16 protein-coding genes are annotated in these 16364 nt (G+C 64.9%); 6 read left to right on the top strand and 10 right to left on the bottom strand.

From position 1 onward, the window contains the following. The 3 genes from AC16XC_RS02805 to AC16XC_RS02795 all read right to left on the bottom strand — a co-directional run. The coding region (locus AC16XC_RS02805; protein WP_484033117.1) for a hypothetical protein at nucleotides 1-193 on the bottom strand (193 nt) is incomplete at its 3' end. A 119-nt stretch (nucleotides 194-312) separates the two neighbouring features. After that, nucleotides 313-678: an endonuclease domain-containing protein gene (locus AC16XC_RS02800; protein ID WP_484033116.1), complete on the bottom strand. Its 366-nt coding sequence runs from the start codon at nucleotides 676-678 to the stop codon at nucleotides 313-315. 67 nt (nucleotides 679-745) lie between these two features. Beyond that, nucleotides 746-2827: a ribonucleoside-diphosphate reductase subunit alpha gene (locus tag AC16XC_RS02795; RefSeq protein ID WP_484033115.1), complete on the bottom strand. Its 2082-nt coding sequence runs from the start codon at nucleotides 2825-2827 to the stop codon at nucleotides 746-748. Nucleotides 2828-3363: 536 nt separating this feature from the next. On the opposite strand from AC16XC_RS02795, the gene AC16XC_RS02790 reads away from it, so the two are divergent. Beyond that, nucleotides 3364-3984 carry a LuxR C-terminal-related transcriptional regulator gene (locus AC16XC_RS02790; RefSeq protein WP_484033114.1) on the top strand — a complete coding sequence of 207 codons (621 nt, stop codon included), beginning with the start codon at nucleotides 3364-3366 and terminating at the stop codon, nucleotides 3982-3984. On the opposite strand, the gene AC16XC_RS02785 is transcribed toward AC16XC_RS02790, so the two are convergent. Genes AC16XC_RS02785 through AC16XC_RS02770 form a run of 4 tightly spaced genes read right to left on the bottom strand, consistent with a single transcriptional unit; the run spans nucleotide 3981 to nucleotide 7460 of the window. Next, nucleotides 3981-4676: a VIT1/CCC1 transporter family protein gene (locus tag AC16XC_RS02785; RefSeq protein WP_484033113.1), complete on the bottom strand. Its 696-nt coding sequence runs from the start codon at nucleotides 4674-4676 to the stop codon at nucleotides 3981-3983. The two genes, AC16XC_RS02790 and AC16XC_RS02785, sit on opposite strands and share 4 nt — an antisense overlap. Next, a complete protein-coding gene (nrtS, locus tag AC16XC_RS02780; RefSeq protein WP_484033112.1) occupies nucleotides 4673-4921 on the bottom strand; it encodes a nitrate/nitrite transporter NrtS in 249 nt (82 codons plus the stop codon). Before nrtS ends, AC16XC_RS02785 begins: the two co-directional genes overlap by 4 nt. Nucleotides 4922-4923: 2 nt before the next feature. Further along, nucleotides 4924-6516 carry an L-aspartate oxidase gene (nadB, locus tag AC16XC_RS02775; RefSeq protein WP_484033111.1) on the bottom strand — a complete coding sequence of 531 codons (1593 nt, stop codon included), beginning with the start codon at nucleotides 6514-6516 and terminating at the stop codon, nucleotides 4924-4926. Next, nucleotides 6513-7460 carry an ABC transporter ATP-binding protein gene (locus tag AC16XC_RS02770; RefSeq protein WP_484033110.1) on the bottom strand — a complete coding sequence of 316 codons (948 nt, stop codon included), beginning with the start codon at nucleotides 7458-7460 and terminating at the stop codon, nucleotides 6513-6515. Before AC16XC_RS02770 ends, nadB begins: the two co-directional genes overlap by 4 nt. 203 nt (nucleotides 7461-7663) lie before the next feature. On the opposite strand from AC16XC_RS02770, the gene AC16XC_RS02765 reads away from it, so the two are divergent. From AC16XC_RS02765 to AC16XC_RS02745, 5 genes are all read left to right on the top strand, one after another. After that, nucleotides 7664-8212, top strand: a complete 549-nt coding sequence (locus tag AC16XC_RS02765) for a DUF4402 domain-containing protein (RefSeq protein ID WP_484033109.1) — start codon at nucleotides 7664-7666, stop codon at nucleotides 8210-8212. A 60-nt stretch (nucleotides 8213-8272) separates the two neighbouring features. After that, the gene (locus tag AC16XC_RS02760; protein WP_484033108.1) at nucleotides 8273-8521 is read left to right on the top strand and encodes a zinc-finger domain-containing protein; all 249 of its coding nucleotides are present in this window, start codon (nucleotides 8273-8275) and stop codon (nucleotides 8519-8521) included. A gap of 72 nt (nucleotides 8522-8593) precedes the next feature. Continuing rightward, nucleotides 8594-10018 (top strand): metalloprotease TldD, encoded by a 1425-nt coding sequence (gene tldD, locus AC16XC_RS02755; protein WP_484033107.1) that lies wholly within the window; start codon nucleotides 8594-8596, stop codon nucleotides 10016-10018. Nucleotides 10019-10086: 68 nt separating this feature from the next. After that, entirely contained in the window at nucleotides 10087-10494 is a 408-nt protein-coding gene (locus AC16XC_RS02750; RefSeq protein ID WP_484033106.1) for a hypothetical protein, read from the top strand. Between the two features lie 7 nt (nucleotides 10495-10501). Next, complete coding sequence (locus AC16XC_RS02745; RefSeq protein WP_484033105.1) at nucleotides 10502-11056, top strand: DUF924 family protein; 555 nt, start codon at nucleotides 10502-10504, stop codon at nucleotides 11054-11056. Between the two features lie 111 nt (nucleotides 11057-11167). Here the strand turns inward: AC16XC_RS02745 and AC16XC_RS02740 are convergent, their stop codons facing one another. The 3 genes from AC16XC_RS02740 to AC16XC_RS02730 form a co-directional block, all read right to left on the bottom strand. After that, entirely contained in the window at nucleotides 11168-13879 is a 2712-nt protein-coding gene (locus AC16XC_RS02740) for a glycoside hydrolase family 3 protein (protein WP_484033104.1), read from the bottom strand. Between the two features lie 116 nt (nucleotides 13880-13995). After that, a complete protein-coding gene (locus AC16XC_RS02735) occupies nucleotides 13996-15351 on the bottom strand; it encodes an MATE family efflux transporter (RefSeq protein ID WP_484033103.1) in 1356 nt (451 codons plus the stop codon). Between the two features lie 147 nt (nucleotides 15352-15498). Further along, on the bottom strand, nucleotides 15499-16364 hold an 866-nt coding region (locus tag AC16XC_RS02730; RefSeq protein ID WP_484033102.1), incomplete at its 5' end, for a hypothetical protein.

Below are 16364 nucleotides of genomic sequence, written 5' to 3'. Positions count from 1 at the left end.
AGAAGCCGAAATCGTACCACCCGCCGGTGTTGGGCACGGCGTAGACCGCGATCTTGGGGTTGAACAGCGAGCCGATCCACGCCCAGGGGAAGACGAAGCCGTGCCACAGCCCCCACCAGAAGCCGGGCGTCTCGGGAGCGTGCTCGACGCCGGCGGGGATCTGCGAAGCGCAGGCGGCGAGGAGCGCTGTCAATCCGAGGACCGCGCCGATGCGCCAACCCCTCTCCCACCGGGAGAGGGAGGGGCCCGAGCCGCGCAGCGGCGTGGGAGGGTGAGGGTCGGGTGCATTGGTCATCATGTCCACCTCCGCTCTCAACCTGAGCGTTCGGGGCCGATTTGTGAAGCGATTGTCTGCAAAACACCTTCGCAATTCGACAGAACCTCGTTGTTCCAGAAGCGTAGTACGCGATAGCCTTGGCCTTCGAGGTAACGGGTTCGCCGCTCGTCCGCGACCGCCAGCTCCGCATGTTGTCCGCCGTCGATCTCGACGATCAGCTTGTGGCCGAAGCTCAGGAAGTCCGCGAAATATGGACCGACAGGAGACTGGCGTCGGAACTTGGCGCCCGGAAGACATTCGCGCAGCTGGCGCCACAAAAGCCTTTCGGCGTCGGTCGCATCGCGGCGGAGCCTTCGCGCACGACCGACCGCACCCGAAGGAGCGTCGCGATAGGATTTCACGCCGCTTCGCCCTCACCCTTCCGCGCCTGCGGCGCTCCCTCCCTCTCCCGGTGGGAGAGGGATTGGGTTACTGGCAGGCCAAACACTCTTCGTAATCGGTCTGGCCGCCGGCGCTGAGTTCGATCTTCGGCGCATCGGCGGTGTTGTCGGCCTCGACCCCGCCCGCGAAGCCCGCGCGCTGCACGCTTTTCGAACGCAGGTAATAGAGCGACTTGATGCCCTTCTCCCACGCCTGGAAGTGCAGCATCAACAGGTCCCATTTGTCGACATCGGCGGGGATGAACAGGTTGAGGCTCTGCGCCTGGTCGATATAGGGCGCGCGGTCGGCCGCGAATTCGAGCAGCCAGCGCTGGTCGATCTCGAAGCTGGTCTTGAACACCGCCTTTTCCTCGGGACTGAGGAAATCGAGATGCTGGACCGAGCCGCCGCGCTCGAGGATCGAGTTCCAGACATTGGTCGAATCCTTCGCCTTCGCCTGGAGCAGTTTCTCGAGATAGGGGTTCTTGACCACGAAACTGCCCGAGAGCGTCTTGTGGGTATAGATGTTCGCGGGAATCGGCTCGATGCAGGCCGACGTGCCGCCGCAGATGATCGAAATCGACGCGGTCGGCGCGATCGCCATCTTGCAGCTGAAGCGCTCCATCACGCCCATTTCCTCGGCGTCGGGGCAGGGGCCGCGTTCCTTGGCGAGCATCATCGAGGCTTCGTTCGCCTTGGCCGCGATATGCTTGAACATCTTCAGGTTCCACGCCTTGGCCATCGCGCTTTCGATGCCGATGCCCTTCGACTGGAGGAAGGAGTGGAAGCCCATCACCCCCATGCCGACGCTGCGTTCGCGGCTGGCGGAATATTTGGCGCGCGCCATCTCGGGCGGGGCGCGGTCGATATAATCCTGCAGGACATTGTCGAGGAAGCGCATCACGTCCTCGATGAAGCGCTTGTCGGTTGCCCATTCGTCCCAGTTCTCAAGATTGAGCGAGGAAAGGCAGCACACCGCCGTGCGATCGTTGCCAAGATGGTCGACCCCGGTCGGCAGGGTGATTTCCGAACACAGGTTCGAGGTCGAGACCTTGAGGCCGAGATCGCGGTGATGCTTGGGCATCATCCGGTTCACCGTGTCGTTGAACACGATATAGGGTTCGCCGGTCGCGAGCCGGGTTTCGACCAGCTTCTGGAACAGCGAGCGGGCATCGACCTTGCCGCGCACCGATCCGTCCTTCGGGCTCCTGAGCTCGAATTCCGCGCCAGCCCGCACTGCTTCCATGAATTCGTCGGTGACGAGCACGCCGTGATGGAGGTTCAAGGCCTTGCGGTTGAAATCCCCCGACGGCTTGCGGATTTCGAGGAACTCCTCGATCTCGGGATGCGAGATGTCGAGATAGCAGGCGGCCGAGCCGCGCCGCAGCGAGCCCTGGCTGATCGCCAGCGTGAGCGAATCCATCACCCGCACGAAGGGAATGATCCCGCTGGTCTTGCCGTTGAGGCCGACCGGCTCGCCGATCCCGCGGACATTGCCCCAATAGGTGCCGATCCCGCCGCCGCGCGAAGCGAGCCAGACATTCTCGTTCCAGGTGCCGACTATTCCCTCAAGGCTGTCGCTGACCGAATTGAGGTAGCAGGAAATCGGCAGGCCGCGGTTGGTCCCGCCGTTCGAGAGCACCGGGGTGGCGGGCATGAACCACAATTTCGAGATGTAATCGTAAAGCCGCTGCGCGTGCTCCTCGTCGTCGGCATAGGCATCGGCGACGCGGGCGAACAGGTCCTGGTAGCTTTCGCCGGGCAGGAGGTAGCGATCGGTCAGCGTTTCCTTGCCGAATTCGGTCAGGAGCTCGTCGCGGCTGGCGTCGGTCTCGATGTTGAAGCGGCGCGGATTGACCGATTTGGAATCCTTCGCGGGCGCGGCGGCGGCCTTCACCGCTTCGGCCCCAGCCATTGCCAGGACTTCGGCTGCCGCGCCTGCAATCAGCTCGTCCGAACCCTTGTCGCTCTTGTCCATCGTCACCGCTGGGGTGTCCTTCTCGGCCTGTCTGCCGCCTTCGCCGGGGGATTTCCTCGCTGCGGGTTTCGCCGCTTCCGCGTCGTTCTCGATGAGTGCTTCGTCCAAATCCTCAAGGCCCATCGCAGCCTCATCCCCAGTCCTGAAATCCATTCTTCAAAGCCCCCGAATCCGGTCTCGTCCCATTTACGGCCCGTCCAGCCGTGTTCTATTTTCGTTCGAATCGGCAGCGAAGCGTCCACCCTACCAATTCCGCAGCACGAAAAGGGAAAAACTTATCCCCCTTCTGTCCCCAGCCGCGCTCCGATATGGGGATTCAATCACCAGACTCCACCCCTGTTGCGCGAATCCCGGCCACGCGAGTGAATCAAGGTCTAGTGGGTGTCCCCCGGAGTTCGACCACAAGCCATAGTGCTTTTTTCCGAATCATCCGCAAGGGGGTATTTTCGCGATTCATCGATTGTGACAGGCGAATGACTCGGTGTATTGTATGTGTAATACGCCGCGACGCGCGGGCAAAGCTGCACTCGCACGGCGCGCAAGGGGAAAAATGAATCCGTGAAAAAATTTTTCCGGTGAAAGGACCTCTCCGGGGCTTTTGAATCATTCGAATCACGAGGTGAAACATTCGTGCTCGATCGGCTCTCCGGGTAGGGTAAATCGATGGTCCCGCTGCTAACAATATTCCGGTGACAGGCATCCGCGGAAGGCCGCCGCATGGCGACGTGCTGACGCCCGGCGAATGGGCGGTGGTCGAGTTCGTCCGCCACGGACTGACCAACCGCGCGATCGCCACCCGCCAGGGCGTAAGCCTGGACGCGGTGAAGTTCCACGTCGCGAACGCGCTCGCCAAGCTCGGCATGGCGAGCCGCAAGGAGCTGCGGCAATGGAGCGGCGTGCGGATCGACAGCGCGCTCAAGCGAAGGGAGCAGGCGATGGCAGGCGAATTGCAGCTGGGCCCGGTGGGGCAGGTGGCGCGGACGGTTTCCGACATCGAGGCGAGCACGGGTTTCTATCGCGACACGCTCGGCCTGCCGCACCTGTTCAGCCATGGCGCAATGGCGTTCTTCGATTGCGGCGGGCTGCGGCTCTATCTCCAGGGCGGAGAGGCCAGGCCCGAATCGATCCTCTATTTCCGCGTCGCCGACATCCACGCGGCGCATGAAGTGCTCGTGGCAACAGGCGTCAATTTCCTCTCCGCCCCGCACATGGTCCACCAGCACGCCGACGGGACCGAGGAATGGATGGCCTTCATCGAGGACCCGGACGGGCGCCCGCTCGGCCTGATGGCGAACGCGAAAGCCGGTTAGACGACAGTCCCGAACAGCTTGCCGACACCCGCGGTTACGGCCATCGCCAGCGCGCCCCAGAACACCACCCGGACGACAGCCTTGACCGGCGGCGCTCCTCCGGCGCGGGCGCCGAGAGCGCCCAGCGCGGCGAGAAACACGAGCGAGGCCCCGACCACGGCCTGGACGATCATCGGCAAGGGAGCGAGCCACGCCGCCGCGAGCGGCAGCGCCGCGCCGACCGCGAACGTCGCCGCCGAAGCGAGCGCCGCCTGCAGCGGGCGTGCCGTGGTCAGTTCCGAAAGCGCCAGCTCGTCGCGCGCATGGGTGGCGAGCGCATCCTTGGCCATCAATTGCTGCGCCACCTCGCGCGCAAGTTCCTGTGTCAGCCCCCGCTCGACATAGATTCCGGTGAGTTCGTCGAGTTCGAATTCCGGCTGCTCAGCAAGTTCGCGCGTCTCGCGGGCCAGGTCGGCAGCCTCGGTATCGGCCTGCGAGCTGACCGAGACATATTCGCCCGCCGCCATCGACAGCGCCCCGGCGGCAAGTCCCGCGAACCCGGCGAGCAGGATCGCGGGCTTGTCGGCCGCGGCGGCGGCGACCCCGACCACCAGGCTCGCGGTCGAGACGATCCCGTCATTGGCGCCCAACACGGCGGCCCGCAGCCATCCGATCCGGCCGATCCGGTGCGTTTCGCTATGCAGCCTGCTCATGACTTTTCTCCTTGGCCTTGGGGCAGGCCGGAGCCCGATGCCAGCGCCGACCAGGCCCCGTAGCTCGCGACGAGAAACGGCACGGCAAAGGTCAGTACGATCTTGCCCCAGTCGAGCGGCGCCCCGTCCGCCAGCCTGTCGCCCTGGTTGATCAGGTTGAGCACCGTTCCGATCACCAGCGCGACCCACAGCGAGCGGGTAAGGATCGGCGGACGCAGCACCCGTCGCAGCGGCGAACGCTCCACGTTCACGGCACCAGCACCGTGTCGCGCGCTTCGCTTTCGGTCTCGGGAAAATCGAGCGTATAGTGCAGCCCGCGGCTTTCGTGGCGCTTGAGCGCGCTGGTCACGATCAGCCCGGCGCATTCGAGCAGGTTCCTGAGTTCGATGAGGTCGGTGGTCACGCGAAAGTGGCCGTAATAATCGTCGATCTCGTCCCTCAGCAGCTTGATCCGGTGCGCCGCGCGTTCGAGCCGCTTGGTCGTCCGCACGATCCCGACATAGTTCCACATGAAGCGGCGGATCTCGGTCCAGTTCTGCTTGATGACGACTTCCTCGTCCGAATCGGTCACCCGGCTTTCGTCCCATTGGCGGATCGCGGGCGGTGCGTCGAAGCTGTCCCAGTTTGCAAGGATGTCCCTCGCCGCCGCTTCGCCGAACACGAAACATTCGAGCAGCGAATTGGAGGCGAGGCGATTGGCCCCGTGGAGCCCGCTTTCGCTCGCTTCCCCGGCGGCATAGAGGCCGGGAAGGTCGGTCCGGCCCTTGAGGTCAATCAGAATCCCGCCGCAGGTGTAATGCTGCGCGGGGACCACCGGGATCGGCTCGCTGGTCATGTCGATCCCGAGCTTGCGGAGCTTCTCGTCGATTGTCGGGAAATGCTCGCGAATGAATTCCGCAGGCTGGTGGCTGATGTCGAGATGGACGTAATCGAGGCCGTAGCGCTTGATCTGGTCGTCGATCGCGCGGGCAACCACGTCGCGCGGGGCGAGCTCCATCCGCTCGGGGTCGTAATCCGCCATGAAGCGGTGGCCGGTCTCGGGGTGAAGCAGCCGCCCGCCCTCGCCGCGAACCGCCTCGGTGATGAGGAAATTCTTGACCTCGAGATTGTAGAGGCAGGTCGGGTGGAACTGCATCATCTCCATGTTGGAGACCCGGCAGCCCGCGCGCCACGCCATCGCGATCCCGTCGCCGGTCGCGCCGCGCGGCGCGGTGCTGAACTGGTAGACCCGCCCGGCCCCGCCCGCCGCCATCACCGTGGCATGCGCGGTATGCGCTTCGACCCGGCCGGTCCCGGTGTCGAGCGCGTAGGCGCCCCACACCCTGCCCGAGCCCGAATAGCGCGTCTCGTGCTTGCCGGTGATGAGGTCGATGCAGCTCTGGTTGGGCAGGAGGGTGATGTTGGGGTTTTCTTCGGCCGCCTTGAGCAGTGCCGCCTGCACCGCCCAGCCGGTCGCATCGTCGACATGCACGATCCGGCGATGCGAATGTCCGCCCTCGCGGGTGAGGTGGAGCGCGTTTCCCTCGGCATTGAACGGCACGCCGAGCTCGATCAGCCGTTCGATCGCCGCCGGGGCATTCTCGATCACGAACTCGACCGTCTCGCGGTCGTTGAGCCCGGCACCCGCGACCATGGTGTCGCGGATATGCTCCTCGAACGTATCGCCGGCATCGAGCACGGCCGCGATCCCGCCCTGTGCCCAGGCCGTGGAGCCGCTGGTCAGTTCGCCCTTGGCCAGCACCAGCACTTTCTTCGTCTCGGCCAGGGTCAGCGCCGCGGTCAGCCCCGCCGCGCCGGAGCCGATGATCAGGACGTCATGCGTGTCAGGGGCCCCGCTCATGCCGCTTCCTTCGCGCTGGTGAGCGAGACGAACACATCTTCGAGATCGGCCTCGCGGGTGGTCACGTCTTCGACTGCATAACCTTGCTGCTGGAGCTGGGCGAGCACCTGGCCGGCGCTGACCTTCGCCTTGTCATAGGTGATCGCCAGCGTCCGCTCGCCGGTCTTCTCGCATTTGAGGAAAGCCTCGCTTGCCGGAAGATCGGCCACCTCCCGGTCGAGCACGACCTCGACCACCTTCTCGCCCATCATCCCGACCAGTTCGCGGGTCGGCTTGTTGGCGATCAGTCTGCCATGGTTGATGATCGCGATCCGATCGCACAATTGCTCCGCCTCTTCGAGGTAATGGGTGGTGAGCACCACCGTCACGCCTTGCTGGTTCAATTCGCCGACCAGCTCCCACAATTGCCGCCGCAGTTCGACATCGACCCCGGCGGTCGGTTCGTCGAGCACCAGGATCGGCGGCGAATGGACCATCGCCTTGGCGATCAGCAGGCGGCGCTTCATCCCGCCCGAGAGCGAACGGGCATAGGCATCGCGCTTGTCCGCCAGATGCACCGCCCTGAGCAATTCGTCCGAACGCCGGCGCGCTTTCGGTATGCCCCACAGCCCGCCGATATTCTCGAGCACTTCGAACGGCGTGAAAAAGGGATCGAACACGATCTCCTGCGGGACGATCCCGATCGACGCCTTGGCGTTGCGCATGTCGCGATCGATATCGTGGCCCCAGATGCGGATCGTGCCCGCGGTCTTGGTCACTACCCCTGCCATCATGTTGATCAGGGTCGATTTGCCCGCGCCATTGGGGCCCAGGAGGCCGAAGATCCCGCCCTGCGGAACGTCGAAGCTGACTCCGTCGAGCGCGAGCTTGGCGGCGGCGCGCTTGCTCGGCGCATAGCGCTTGACCACGCCCTGAATCGAAATTGCCGGTTCAATTTCAGCCATCGGCGCATCCCTTGGGCCAGCGGCGCTTCCGCGTAAAGAGGCGATGACAGGGATGATGCGGCAAACAGGTCTGGTCAAAATGTAGCGTAAACCGGGATTTAACCCTCCTCTGACAGAAGCGCTTCACACGCATGGGGCTATTTGGGGACCGAATGGGACCGAGGGGCTTTTCCGAAGCGCTGCAGAGCGCGCCAGCCCGCTTGATGACGCGGCTCACCGCGATGGCCCTGGCCGTCGCCATGAGCCTTGCTGCGCCCGCCGCCCGCGCCGCCGATACCGCCGCCGCGACCTCCGAAGCGGAAATCCTCGACGATATCACCATCATCACCACGCAGAATATGGATTTTGGCGTTATGGCGCAACCAAGCGCGCCGGGCACCGTGGTGATGACGCCCAGCGTCACGCCGACCTGCACGACAACCGGCGGGATCATCCGCGTCGGCTCGTGCCAGCCAGCCGAATTCAGCGGGTTCGGCACAACGAACCAGATCGTCCGCATCCAGTTGCCGAATTTCCCGGTCATCATCTCCAATGGCGTCGAAACCATGACGATCGACGCGAGGTCGATCAGCGGCGACCCGAGTCTTGCCTATGTCAGCGGCAATCCTGCGGCGAACGGCCTGGTCCGCTATCGGATCGTCTCGGGCGATGGCAGATTCAGTTTCCGGGTCGGTGGAACCCTCTATGTCAATGCCAACCAGGGCTTCGGGCAATATGTCGGCACATTCGACGTGACGGTCGCCTATCAATAGCCTGTTGCCGGCGGTTCATTCGATATTGCGAATTGTCCGAGGCAAAGTTAGGGCGGCGGCATGATCGAACCGCCCGAAATCACCTTGGTCGACACCAGACGCGTCTGCTGCGACGGTTCGGGCGGGATTCGCGGCGGGGAACGCTTCCGCGCCGCTGCCTTGGGCCATCCGCGGGTGTGGCTCGAGATCGACGAGCATGGTTATGTCGATTGCGGTTACTGCGACCATCGCTTCGTGCTCAAGGGTGGCCCGGCCGAAGGCGCCGACCAGTCCGAACTGCCCGATATCGCCTCCGGCGCCAGCATTTAGGGCTGACGACCGACTTCCAGCTTTCGACCAAGGGCGCTTTCGCTCGGCGCGCGATTGCCTATATTGACAGGCATGAGCATCACCGATCCGCGCAGCTACCTCTATGCCGAGGGAAAACTCACTCCGGACGAGGCGCAAGCGCTGGCCGCGCGAACGCTGGCCAATTGCGACGATGGCGAACTCTATCTCCAGTTCGCCGCGACCGAGAGCTTTGCCTTCGATGACGGACGGCTGAAGACGGCCGACTATTCGCGGGATTCGGGTTTCGGCCTGCGCGGTGTTTCGGGCGAAATGACCGGCTTTGCCCATGCCAATGATATCAGCGCGGAAGCCATCGCCCGGGCGGGTGAAACCCTGAAGCTGCTCGATCCGGCGAGCGCGGTCCGGGCGGCTCCGCCGCGCAGGAGCAACCGCCATCTCTACACCGACGAAAGCCCGCTCGACCTCGTCCCGTTTACCGAGAAGGTGAAATTGCTCGAAGCGATCGACGCTGCGGCGCGGGCGCGCGATCCGCGTGTGGCACAAGTGACCGTCGGGCTCAGCGGAAGCTGGTCGGTGATCGATATCGTGCGCGCCGACGGCTTTGTTGCGACCGATATCCGACCATTGGTGCGCCTCAATGTCCAGATCGTCGCCGAGCACAATGGGCGGCGCGAGACCGGCGGTTACGGGATCGGCGGGCGCCATCTCTATGACCGGCTGTTCGACCAGGGCGAATGGAGCAAGGTGATCGACGAGGCGCTGTCGCAAGCGCTGACCAATCTCGAAAGCGTCGATGCCCCGGCCGGGGAAATGACGGTGCTGCTCGGCCCGGGCTGGCCCGGTGTCTTGCTTCACGAAGCGGTCGGCCACGGGCTGGAAGGCGACTTCAACCGCAAGGGCACCAGCGCATTCAGTGGCCGGATCGGCGAGCGGGTTGCCGCCGCGGGAGTCACCGTGGTCGACGACGGAACCATCAATGCCCGCCGCGGTTCGCTGTCGATCGACGATGAAGGCACGCCGACCAGCGAAACCGTGCTGATCGAGGACGGCATCCTCAAGGGCTATATGCAGGACCGGCTCAACGCCCGGCTGATGGGGATGGAACCGACCGGCAATGGCCGCCGCGAAAGCTACCAGCACGCCCCGATCCCGCGGATGACCAACACCTTCATGCGCGCCGGGAACGACGATCCGGCGGAACTGCTCGGCCGGGTGAAGAAGGGCATCTACGCCAAGAGCTTCGGCGGCGGGCAGGTCGATATCGTTTCGGGCAAGTTCGTGTTCTCCTGCACCGAGGCCTACAAGATCGAGAACGGCAAGCTCGGCTCGTCGATCAAGGGCGCAACGCTGATCGGCGACGGCCCGACCGTGCTTACGCGCGTCACCGGGATCGGCAACGACCTCGAGCTCGACCCCGGAATCGGGATGTGCGGCAAGGCCGGGCAGGGTGTGCCTGCCGGGGTCGGCCAGCCGACCCTGCTGGTCGACGGGATCACGGTGGGCGGCACCGCCTGAGCGACGAAACGGTCAGCCGCTGTTAAGGATCGCAGGCGCAAAATTCGTTACAGGAAAGGGATTTGATCATGAAAAAGATTTTGACAGCCCTCGCGATTTCAGCACTCGCCCTGACGGGTACGGCCGCCCAGGCCGAGAAGAAGAGCGGCGAGGAAGAACTCGCCGAATTGCTCGACGGCCGCGTTGCCGGCGAACCGATGCGTTGCATCCCGACCTGGCGCGGCAGCGAAAGCATGTCGATCATCGACAACACGGCGATCGTCTACAAGTCAGGCCGGACGATTTATGTCAACCGTACCCAGCAACCGCAGAATCTCGATTGGAACGACGTGCTGGTCATCAATCGCTTCAGCGGCAGCGAGCTATGCAGGCTCGACCAGGTGACCACGATCGATCGCGGCAGCGGCTTCTTTACCGGCGTCGTGTTCCTGACCGATTTCGTGCCCTACACGCTGCCGGACAAGGACAAAGGCTAACAGCGCGGTGTCTGCCGCCCAGCGCCCCTGGGCGGCGGAACTGCTCCATTTCTGGTTCGAGAAACTTGGCCCCCGCGACTGGTTTCGCGGGGGTTCGCATGTCGACAAGGCATTGCGCGAGCGCTTCGAATGCATTCTGCTGGCGCTGTTCACCCAACCGGCCGAGAGCTTCCTGAGCGACCCGAAGACCGCGCGCGCGGCCGTGCTGCTGTTCGACCAGTTGCCACGCAATCTCTATCGCGGGACGGTCGAGCAATTCGCCTTCGATCCGCTGGCGCGGACGATCGCCCGCGGGGCGCTGGCGCTGGGCTGGAACCAGGGGCTGGACAAGCCAAGGAAGCAGTTCCTTGCAATGCCCCTGATGCATAGCGAGGCGATCGCCGACCAGCTCCTCTCGCTGCGCTATTACACCGCGCTGGGAGATCCCTTCATCCGCCGGTTTGCCCTGAACCATTACCGGATGGTCGCCCGCTTCGGGCGCTTTCCCCATCGCAACGCGCTGCTCGGCCGCAAGAGCACGCCGGCCGAGATCGCCGCGATCGCTGCCGGGAACAGCTGGTAGGGTTCAGGCGACGCGGATCGCGGCCTGCTGCGCTCAGGCCGAGCCCCAGGGCCAGCGCCGCACCGCCCAAGACCGCACGACGGGTAGGGGCCCCCGCAATGGGGCCCGGCGTCATTTCGGCAGCACGCGAACCTGTCCACCGATCGCGGTCGAAAGGCTGGCACCACTCGTCGGGGTGAGGCCCGGCCGCGCCCCCGGCTGGCCGCCGCCGACCCACAGGTCGACCCGCCCCGGGCGCACTGCCCGGACGCCATCGTTGTCGACCGTGCTCACGGCCCGGTCGTCAAGTTCGAAACGCACCGTCTTCGTTTCCCCCGGCGCGAGGTGGATCCGTTCGAACCCGACCAGCGAGCGGATCGGCTGCCCGGCCATGTCCGGGTGGCTGATATAGAGCTGGACCACCTCGTCGCTCGCCATGCGACCGCTATTGGTCACATCGACGCTGACCGACCGGTCGCCCGCCGCCCAATTGCCGAGCGCGGCATTGGCATAGGCAAAGCTGGTGTAGCTCAACCCATAACCGAACGGGTAAAGCACCTCGTTGCGGTGATATTTGTAGGTCCGGTTCTCCATCGAATAATCGGTGAAGCCGGGCAAATCATCGAGGCCGCGATAGAAGGTCACCGGCAGGCGGCCGGCCGGGCTGTAATCGCCGGCCAGCAGCTGCGCGACGGCATGGCCGCCTTCGCCGCCCGGATACCACGCCTCGACGATCGCCGGGATATTGGCATCGGCCCAGTTCACTTCCAGCGCGCTGCCGTTCATCAGCACCAGCACGGTTGGCGTGCCGGTCGCATGGACTGCCTGGAGCAGGTCGAGCTGCGGCTGCGGCAGGCCGATCTTGGTCCGGTCGCCACCGTGGAAGCCATCGGCCTCGACCTGCATTTCCTCGCCTTCGATCCGGGCCGACAGGCCGCCGACGAAGATCGCGAGGTCGGCATCGGCCGCGGCCTGGATCGCGCGTGAACCATTGTCGTCGGGCCGGCTCCAGACGAGATATTGCTCGCCGCGCAGGCCGCGCTGCCAGCCTTCGATGCGGATCGGATAGACCTTGCCGGCTTCGAGCTCGATCGAGCCCGAGAGGATCGACGGGGCATCGCCCACGCCCCATTCCTCGACCACCGGCCGGCCGTCGATATAGACGCGATAGCCGTTTTCGGAGGCATAACGGAAATTGTAGCTGCCGGTAGCAGGGGCCCTGAGGAATCCGGTCCAGCGGGTCGAAGTCAGCCGCACATCGGGAGAGCGCCAGGCGACCGTGGCGGTCGCTTCGACCCCGCTCGAGGTCGGGGTCCCGGCAAGGTCACGCCCGGCAAAGTGCTGCGCGGTGAGCCCCGCCTGGCTGCAGCCGGCATCGACGCAGAACATCTCTCCCGGCACCGGCTCCTCGGCCGGACCGATCAGCCCGGTCCCCTGGACATAGGTGATCTTGCTGCCCGGGAAGCGCGCGCGCAAGCCGTCGAGCACGGTCACCGGATTGGACGGTGTCCCGTAATAATTGCCGACCAGCGTATCGAAACTGTCGGCATTCGGGCCGACCACCGCGATGCTCGCCGGTTCGCCCTTGAGCGGCAGGAGGTCGCCCTCGTTCTTCAGGAGCACCATCGAGGCCTTGGCGATCTCAAGCGATTTCGCGCGATGCGCCGGCGTATCGTAATCCTCCGCCGTGATCCCGGCCCAGGGCAGGGTTTCGTAGGGATCGAACATGCCGAGCTGCATCCGCGCGGTGAACAGCCGGACCAGCGCCTGGTCGAGCACCTCGATCGGCAGTTCGCCATTCTCGACACCGGCGACGATCTCGTCCGGCTCGGTGTTGAGATTGTTGCGATAGTCGCCGCAAATCACGTCCATCCCGGCCTTGAAGCCGAGCGCGACGCCGCGCACGCGGTTGAGTTCATAGGCCAGCGCGTCCTCGCGGTAGATGTTCGCCGCGCCGCCGCAATCGGTCACGACATAGCCGCCGAAGCCCCAATCCTGCCGCAGCCGTTCCTCCATCAGGAAGGGGCTGGCACAGGCGGGAACCCCGAACAGCGCGTTATAGGCGCACATGATCGCCGCCACCTCGCCATCGATCACGGTCGTGCGGAAGGCCGGCAGATAGGTTTCCTCGAGATCCTTCAGCGTCGGATAGAAATCCTGCTGGTGGCGGCCCTGCTCGGGCCCGGAATGGACCGCGTAATGTTTCGACGTCGCGATCGTCTTGTAATATTTGGGATCGTCGCCCTGGAGGCCGGTGATGAAGGCATTGGCGACCTGGCCGGTCAGGTAAGGATCTTCCCCATAGGTTTCCTGCCCGCGGCCCCAGCGCGGATCGCGGAAGATGTTGATGTTGGGCGACCATACGGTGAGCCCCTGGTAGAAACCGCTGCTGCCGTCCGGCTGGAGCGTGTCGAGATACTTCGCCCGAAACTCGGTCGAGGTGACTTCGGCCATTTCGTGCATACGATCGGTGTCCCACATTGCGGCAAGGCCGATCGCCTGCGGGAACACGGTCGCGATCCCGGCGCGGGCGACGCCATGGAGGCCCTCGTTCCACCAATTGTAGGCCGGGACCTTGAGCCGCGGGATCGCCGGGGCATTGTGCCCGGCCTGCTCGGCCTTTTCGCGCAGGGTCATGTGCGAAACGAGATCGACCGCGCGGGTGTGGAAATCGAGCGAGGTATCCATATAGGGCATCGCCGCAGGATCGAACGGCGCGGCAGCCCGCGGCTGGCCAGTTTCCGCCGAAGCAAGACTGTCGGCCGAGGCCTGCATGGCGCAGCCCGAAACAGTCAGGGCAAAGGCCAGCGTCATGGCCGCGATACGCTTGGAACGAATAGTCACAGGAATTCCCCTCCTTGCCCGGAATCGCGTTCGGTGCGTCCGGTCTTTCCGCGACCTTGCCCAAGCCTGTCGGTCCGGTCAAGATGGGAGCGCTACCATCCTAGGAATTCGGCGGTTTAGGCTGTGGCGTGCTGCTGCTTGATCCGGAACAGGTAGAGCACCAGCAGCGCCGCCAGCACACCGCCGCCGAGATTGGCGAGCAGTTCCGCCCCGAACACGCCGGATTCGCCGAGCATAGGCTGGAGCAGCGCCGCGGCCGGCAGCATGATCAGCGCCACGCGCGTGACCGACAGGACCAGGGCGCTACCGGCCCGGTCGATTGCGTTGAGCGCGCCGTTGGCGGTGATGAGGATACCGAAGCCGGCATAGCCCCAGGCGGCGATCAGCAGGTAATCCGTGAAGCTCTCTATGATCGCGGGATCGTCGGTGAACAGCCGCGCGAGCGGCTCGCGCGCGAGCACCATGATCGCCGCGACCACCAGCCCGTAGCACATGCAGAACAGCCCCGACTGGATCATCGCCGAGCGCGCCCGGTCGACATGCCCGGCCCCCCAGTTCTGCCCGACAATGCCGCCGATCGAGGCGGACAGGCCGAGCAGCGGGACGATCGCGAATGCCTGCAGCCTGGTGGCCGCGCCGAAGCCGGCGACCGCCGCCGCACCTTCGGTGGCCAGCACGGCGGTCAGGATCGAAAGCCCCATCGGATTGATCGCATTGGCGAAACTGGCAGGCCCTGCGACCCTTGCGAGCGCGCGGGTGCTCACGCTCCAGTCGCACTCACGTACCAGCGTCGGGTGGAAATGGATGTCGGTCGCCGCCAGCAGCTTGAAGCCCAGCGCCACGCCGATCGCCATCGACAGGATCGTGGCATAGGCCGATCCGGCGATCCCGAAACCTGGCAGCACGCCGAGTCCGTCGATCAGCAGCGGATTGAGGACCAGATTACACAGCGCCATCGTGATCATGATCGCGCTCTGGCGCTTGGCCTCGCCCTGCGCGCGCAAATTCCCGTTGAGCCCCATCAGCACCAGCATCAGCGGAAAACCGAAGCAATAGGGAACCATGAAGCGATCGATCAGCTCGATCGTATAGGCATCGGCGTTCATCGCCCGGAACAGCGCGTGGCGAGAGGCGAACAGGATTGCCGCCATCGCCACCCCGAGCATGGTCGCCAGCACGATACCGAGATTGCCGATCCGCTGGGCCTCCAGGAAATGGCCCGCACCCAGCCGCCGCGACACCACCGAAGTGATCGCCGCCATCACGCCGACCCCAAGGCTCGACAGTGCCTGGTTGATCGGGAAGACAAAGCTCATCGCCGCCAGTTGCGGGCCGCCCAGCCGGCCGATGAAATAGGCATCGACGATGCCGACCGATGTCATGGCGGCGATCGCGACGATCGCGGGCGTGGTCTGGCCGACCAAGTGGCTCGTTATCGAGCCGGTGGTGAGGCGGGGAGAGCGTGTTGACATCGATGGGCGGCGGGCCCTCTCTCAAATATTCCAGGTTACAGGGCCGCCAATGCTCGGCGTGCCTCCGGCATCTGGTAACCCAGACTTCGACTCATGTCCGCAGCCTGGAATTCGTTGCGCACATAATTCCTGAATATGGGACGCGGATCAGGCGGCTCGCGACCAGCTGCTGCAGCTTTCTTCCTGGGCGGTTTCCCCGGCGCAGATGGCTGCCATGCGCGTCCGTAGCCGGTCGAGTACCGCGCCGCCGCCATTGGCCTCGGCCCATTGGCGGACGGCCTCGCCCCAATCCGACACTTTCACGCGGGTGCGCTGGTAATAGCTGTCGGGGCTCCTGGCGAGTTCGCCGAGGACGGCGCCGGCGGCTTCCTCGACCGCCCGCTGGTCCGCCGGAGCCAGCCGCATGACGTAGTTCGACCACGAAATCGCCCATTGCACGCGGGTTGCCGGGCCTTCCGAGGCTTCATAGGCCTTGCGCGCCCAGTCGATCGCTTCGGCCTTGTCGCCGCTGTCTTCGGCCAGCGCGGCGAGCCCGCTCATATAGTAATAGGGCGTCTCGGAAGCCTCGAGTTCGGCCAGCAGGAGCTGCTTCGCACCTTCCTTGTCGCCCGCCATGGCGAGGAGGTCGGAGGCGTCGCTGATCACGCTTTCGCGACTGGCGCGATCCTTGGCATTGGCATCGGCCCAGGCGGCGCGCTGTTGGACCTTCGCGAGCACCGCGGGCGGAATCTCGTCGCCGGCCAGCGCGATATCGGCATGGACCGCATCGAGCCGGTCGGTCAGCGAGAGGCTCTCGTCGGTATGGATCTGGTCCATCGCCGCGATCAGTTGTGCGCCCTGTTCATTGCGCTTGCCCTCGTCTGGCAGGGCCAGGATCAGGTCGGGCGCGGAGAACATCAGCTCCTGACGGTTGGCCCGCACCTCTCTCGCATCGGCCAGGATCTGCGGCAGGATCGCTTCGACCCGTGCCTGCTGCCGCGCGGTCAGCTCGCCCTCGAAATTGGCGACCAGCG

The organism is Candidatus Andeanibacterium sp., assembly GCF_057143545.1.
This window is presented reverse-complemented; position numbering and strand designations above follow the sequence as displayed.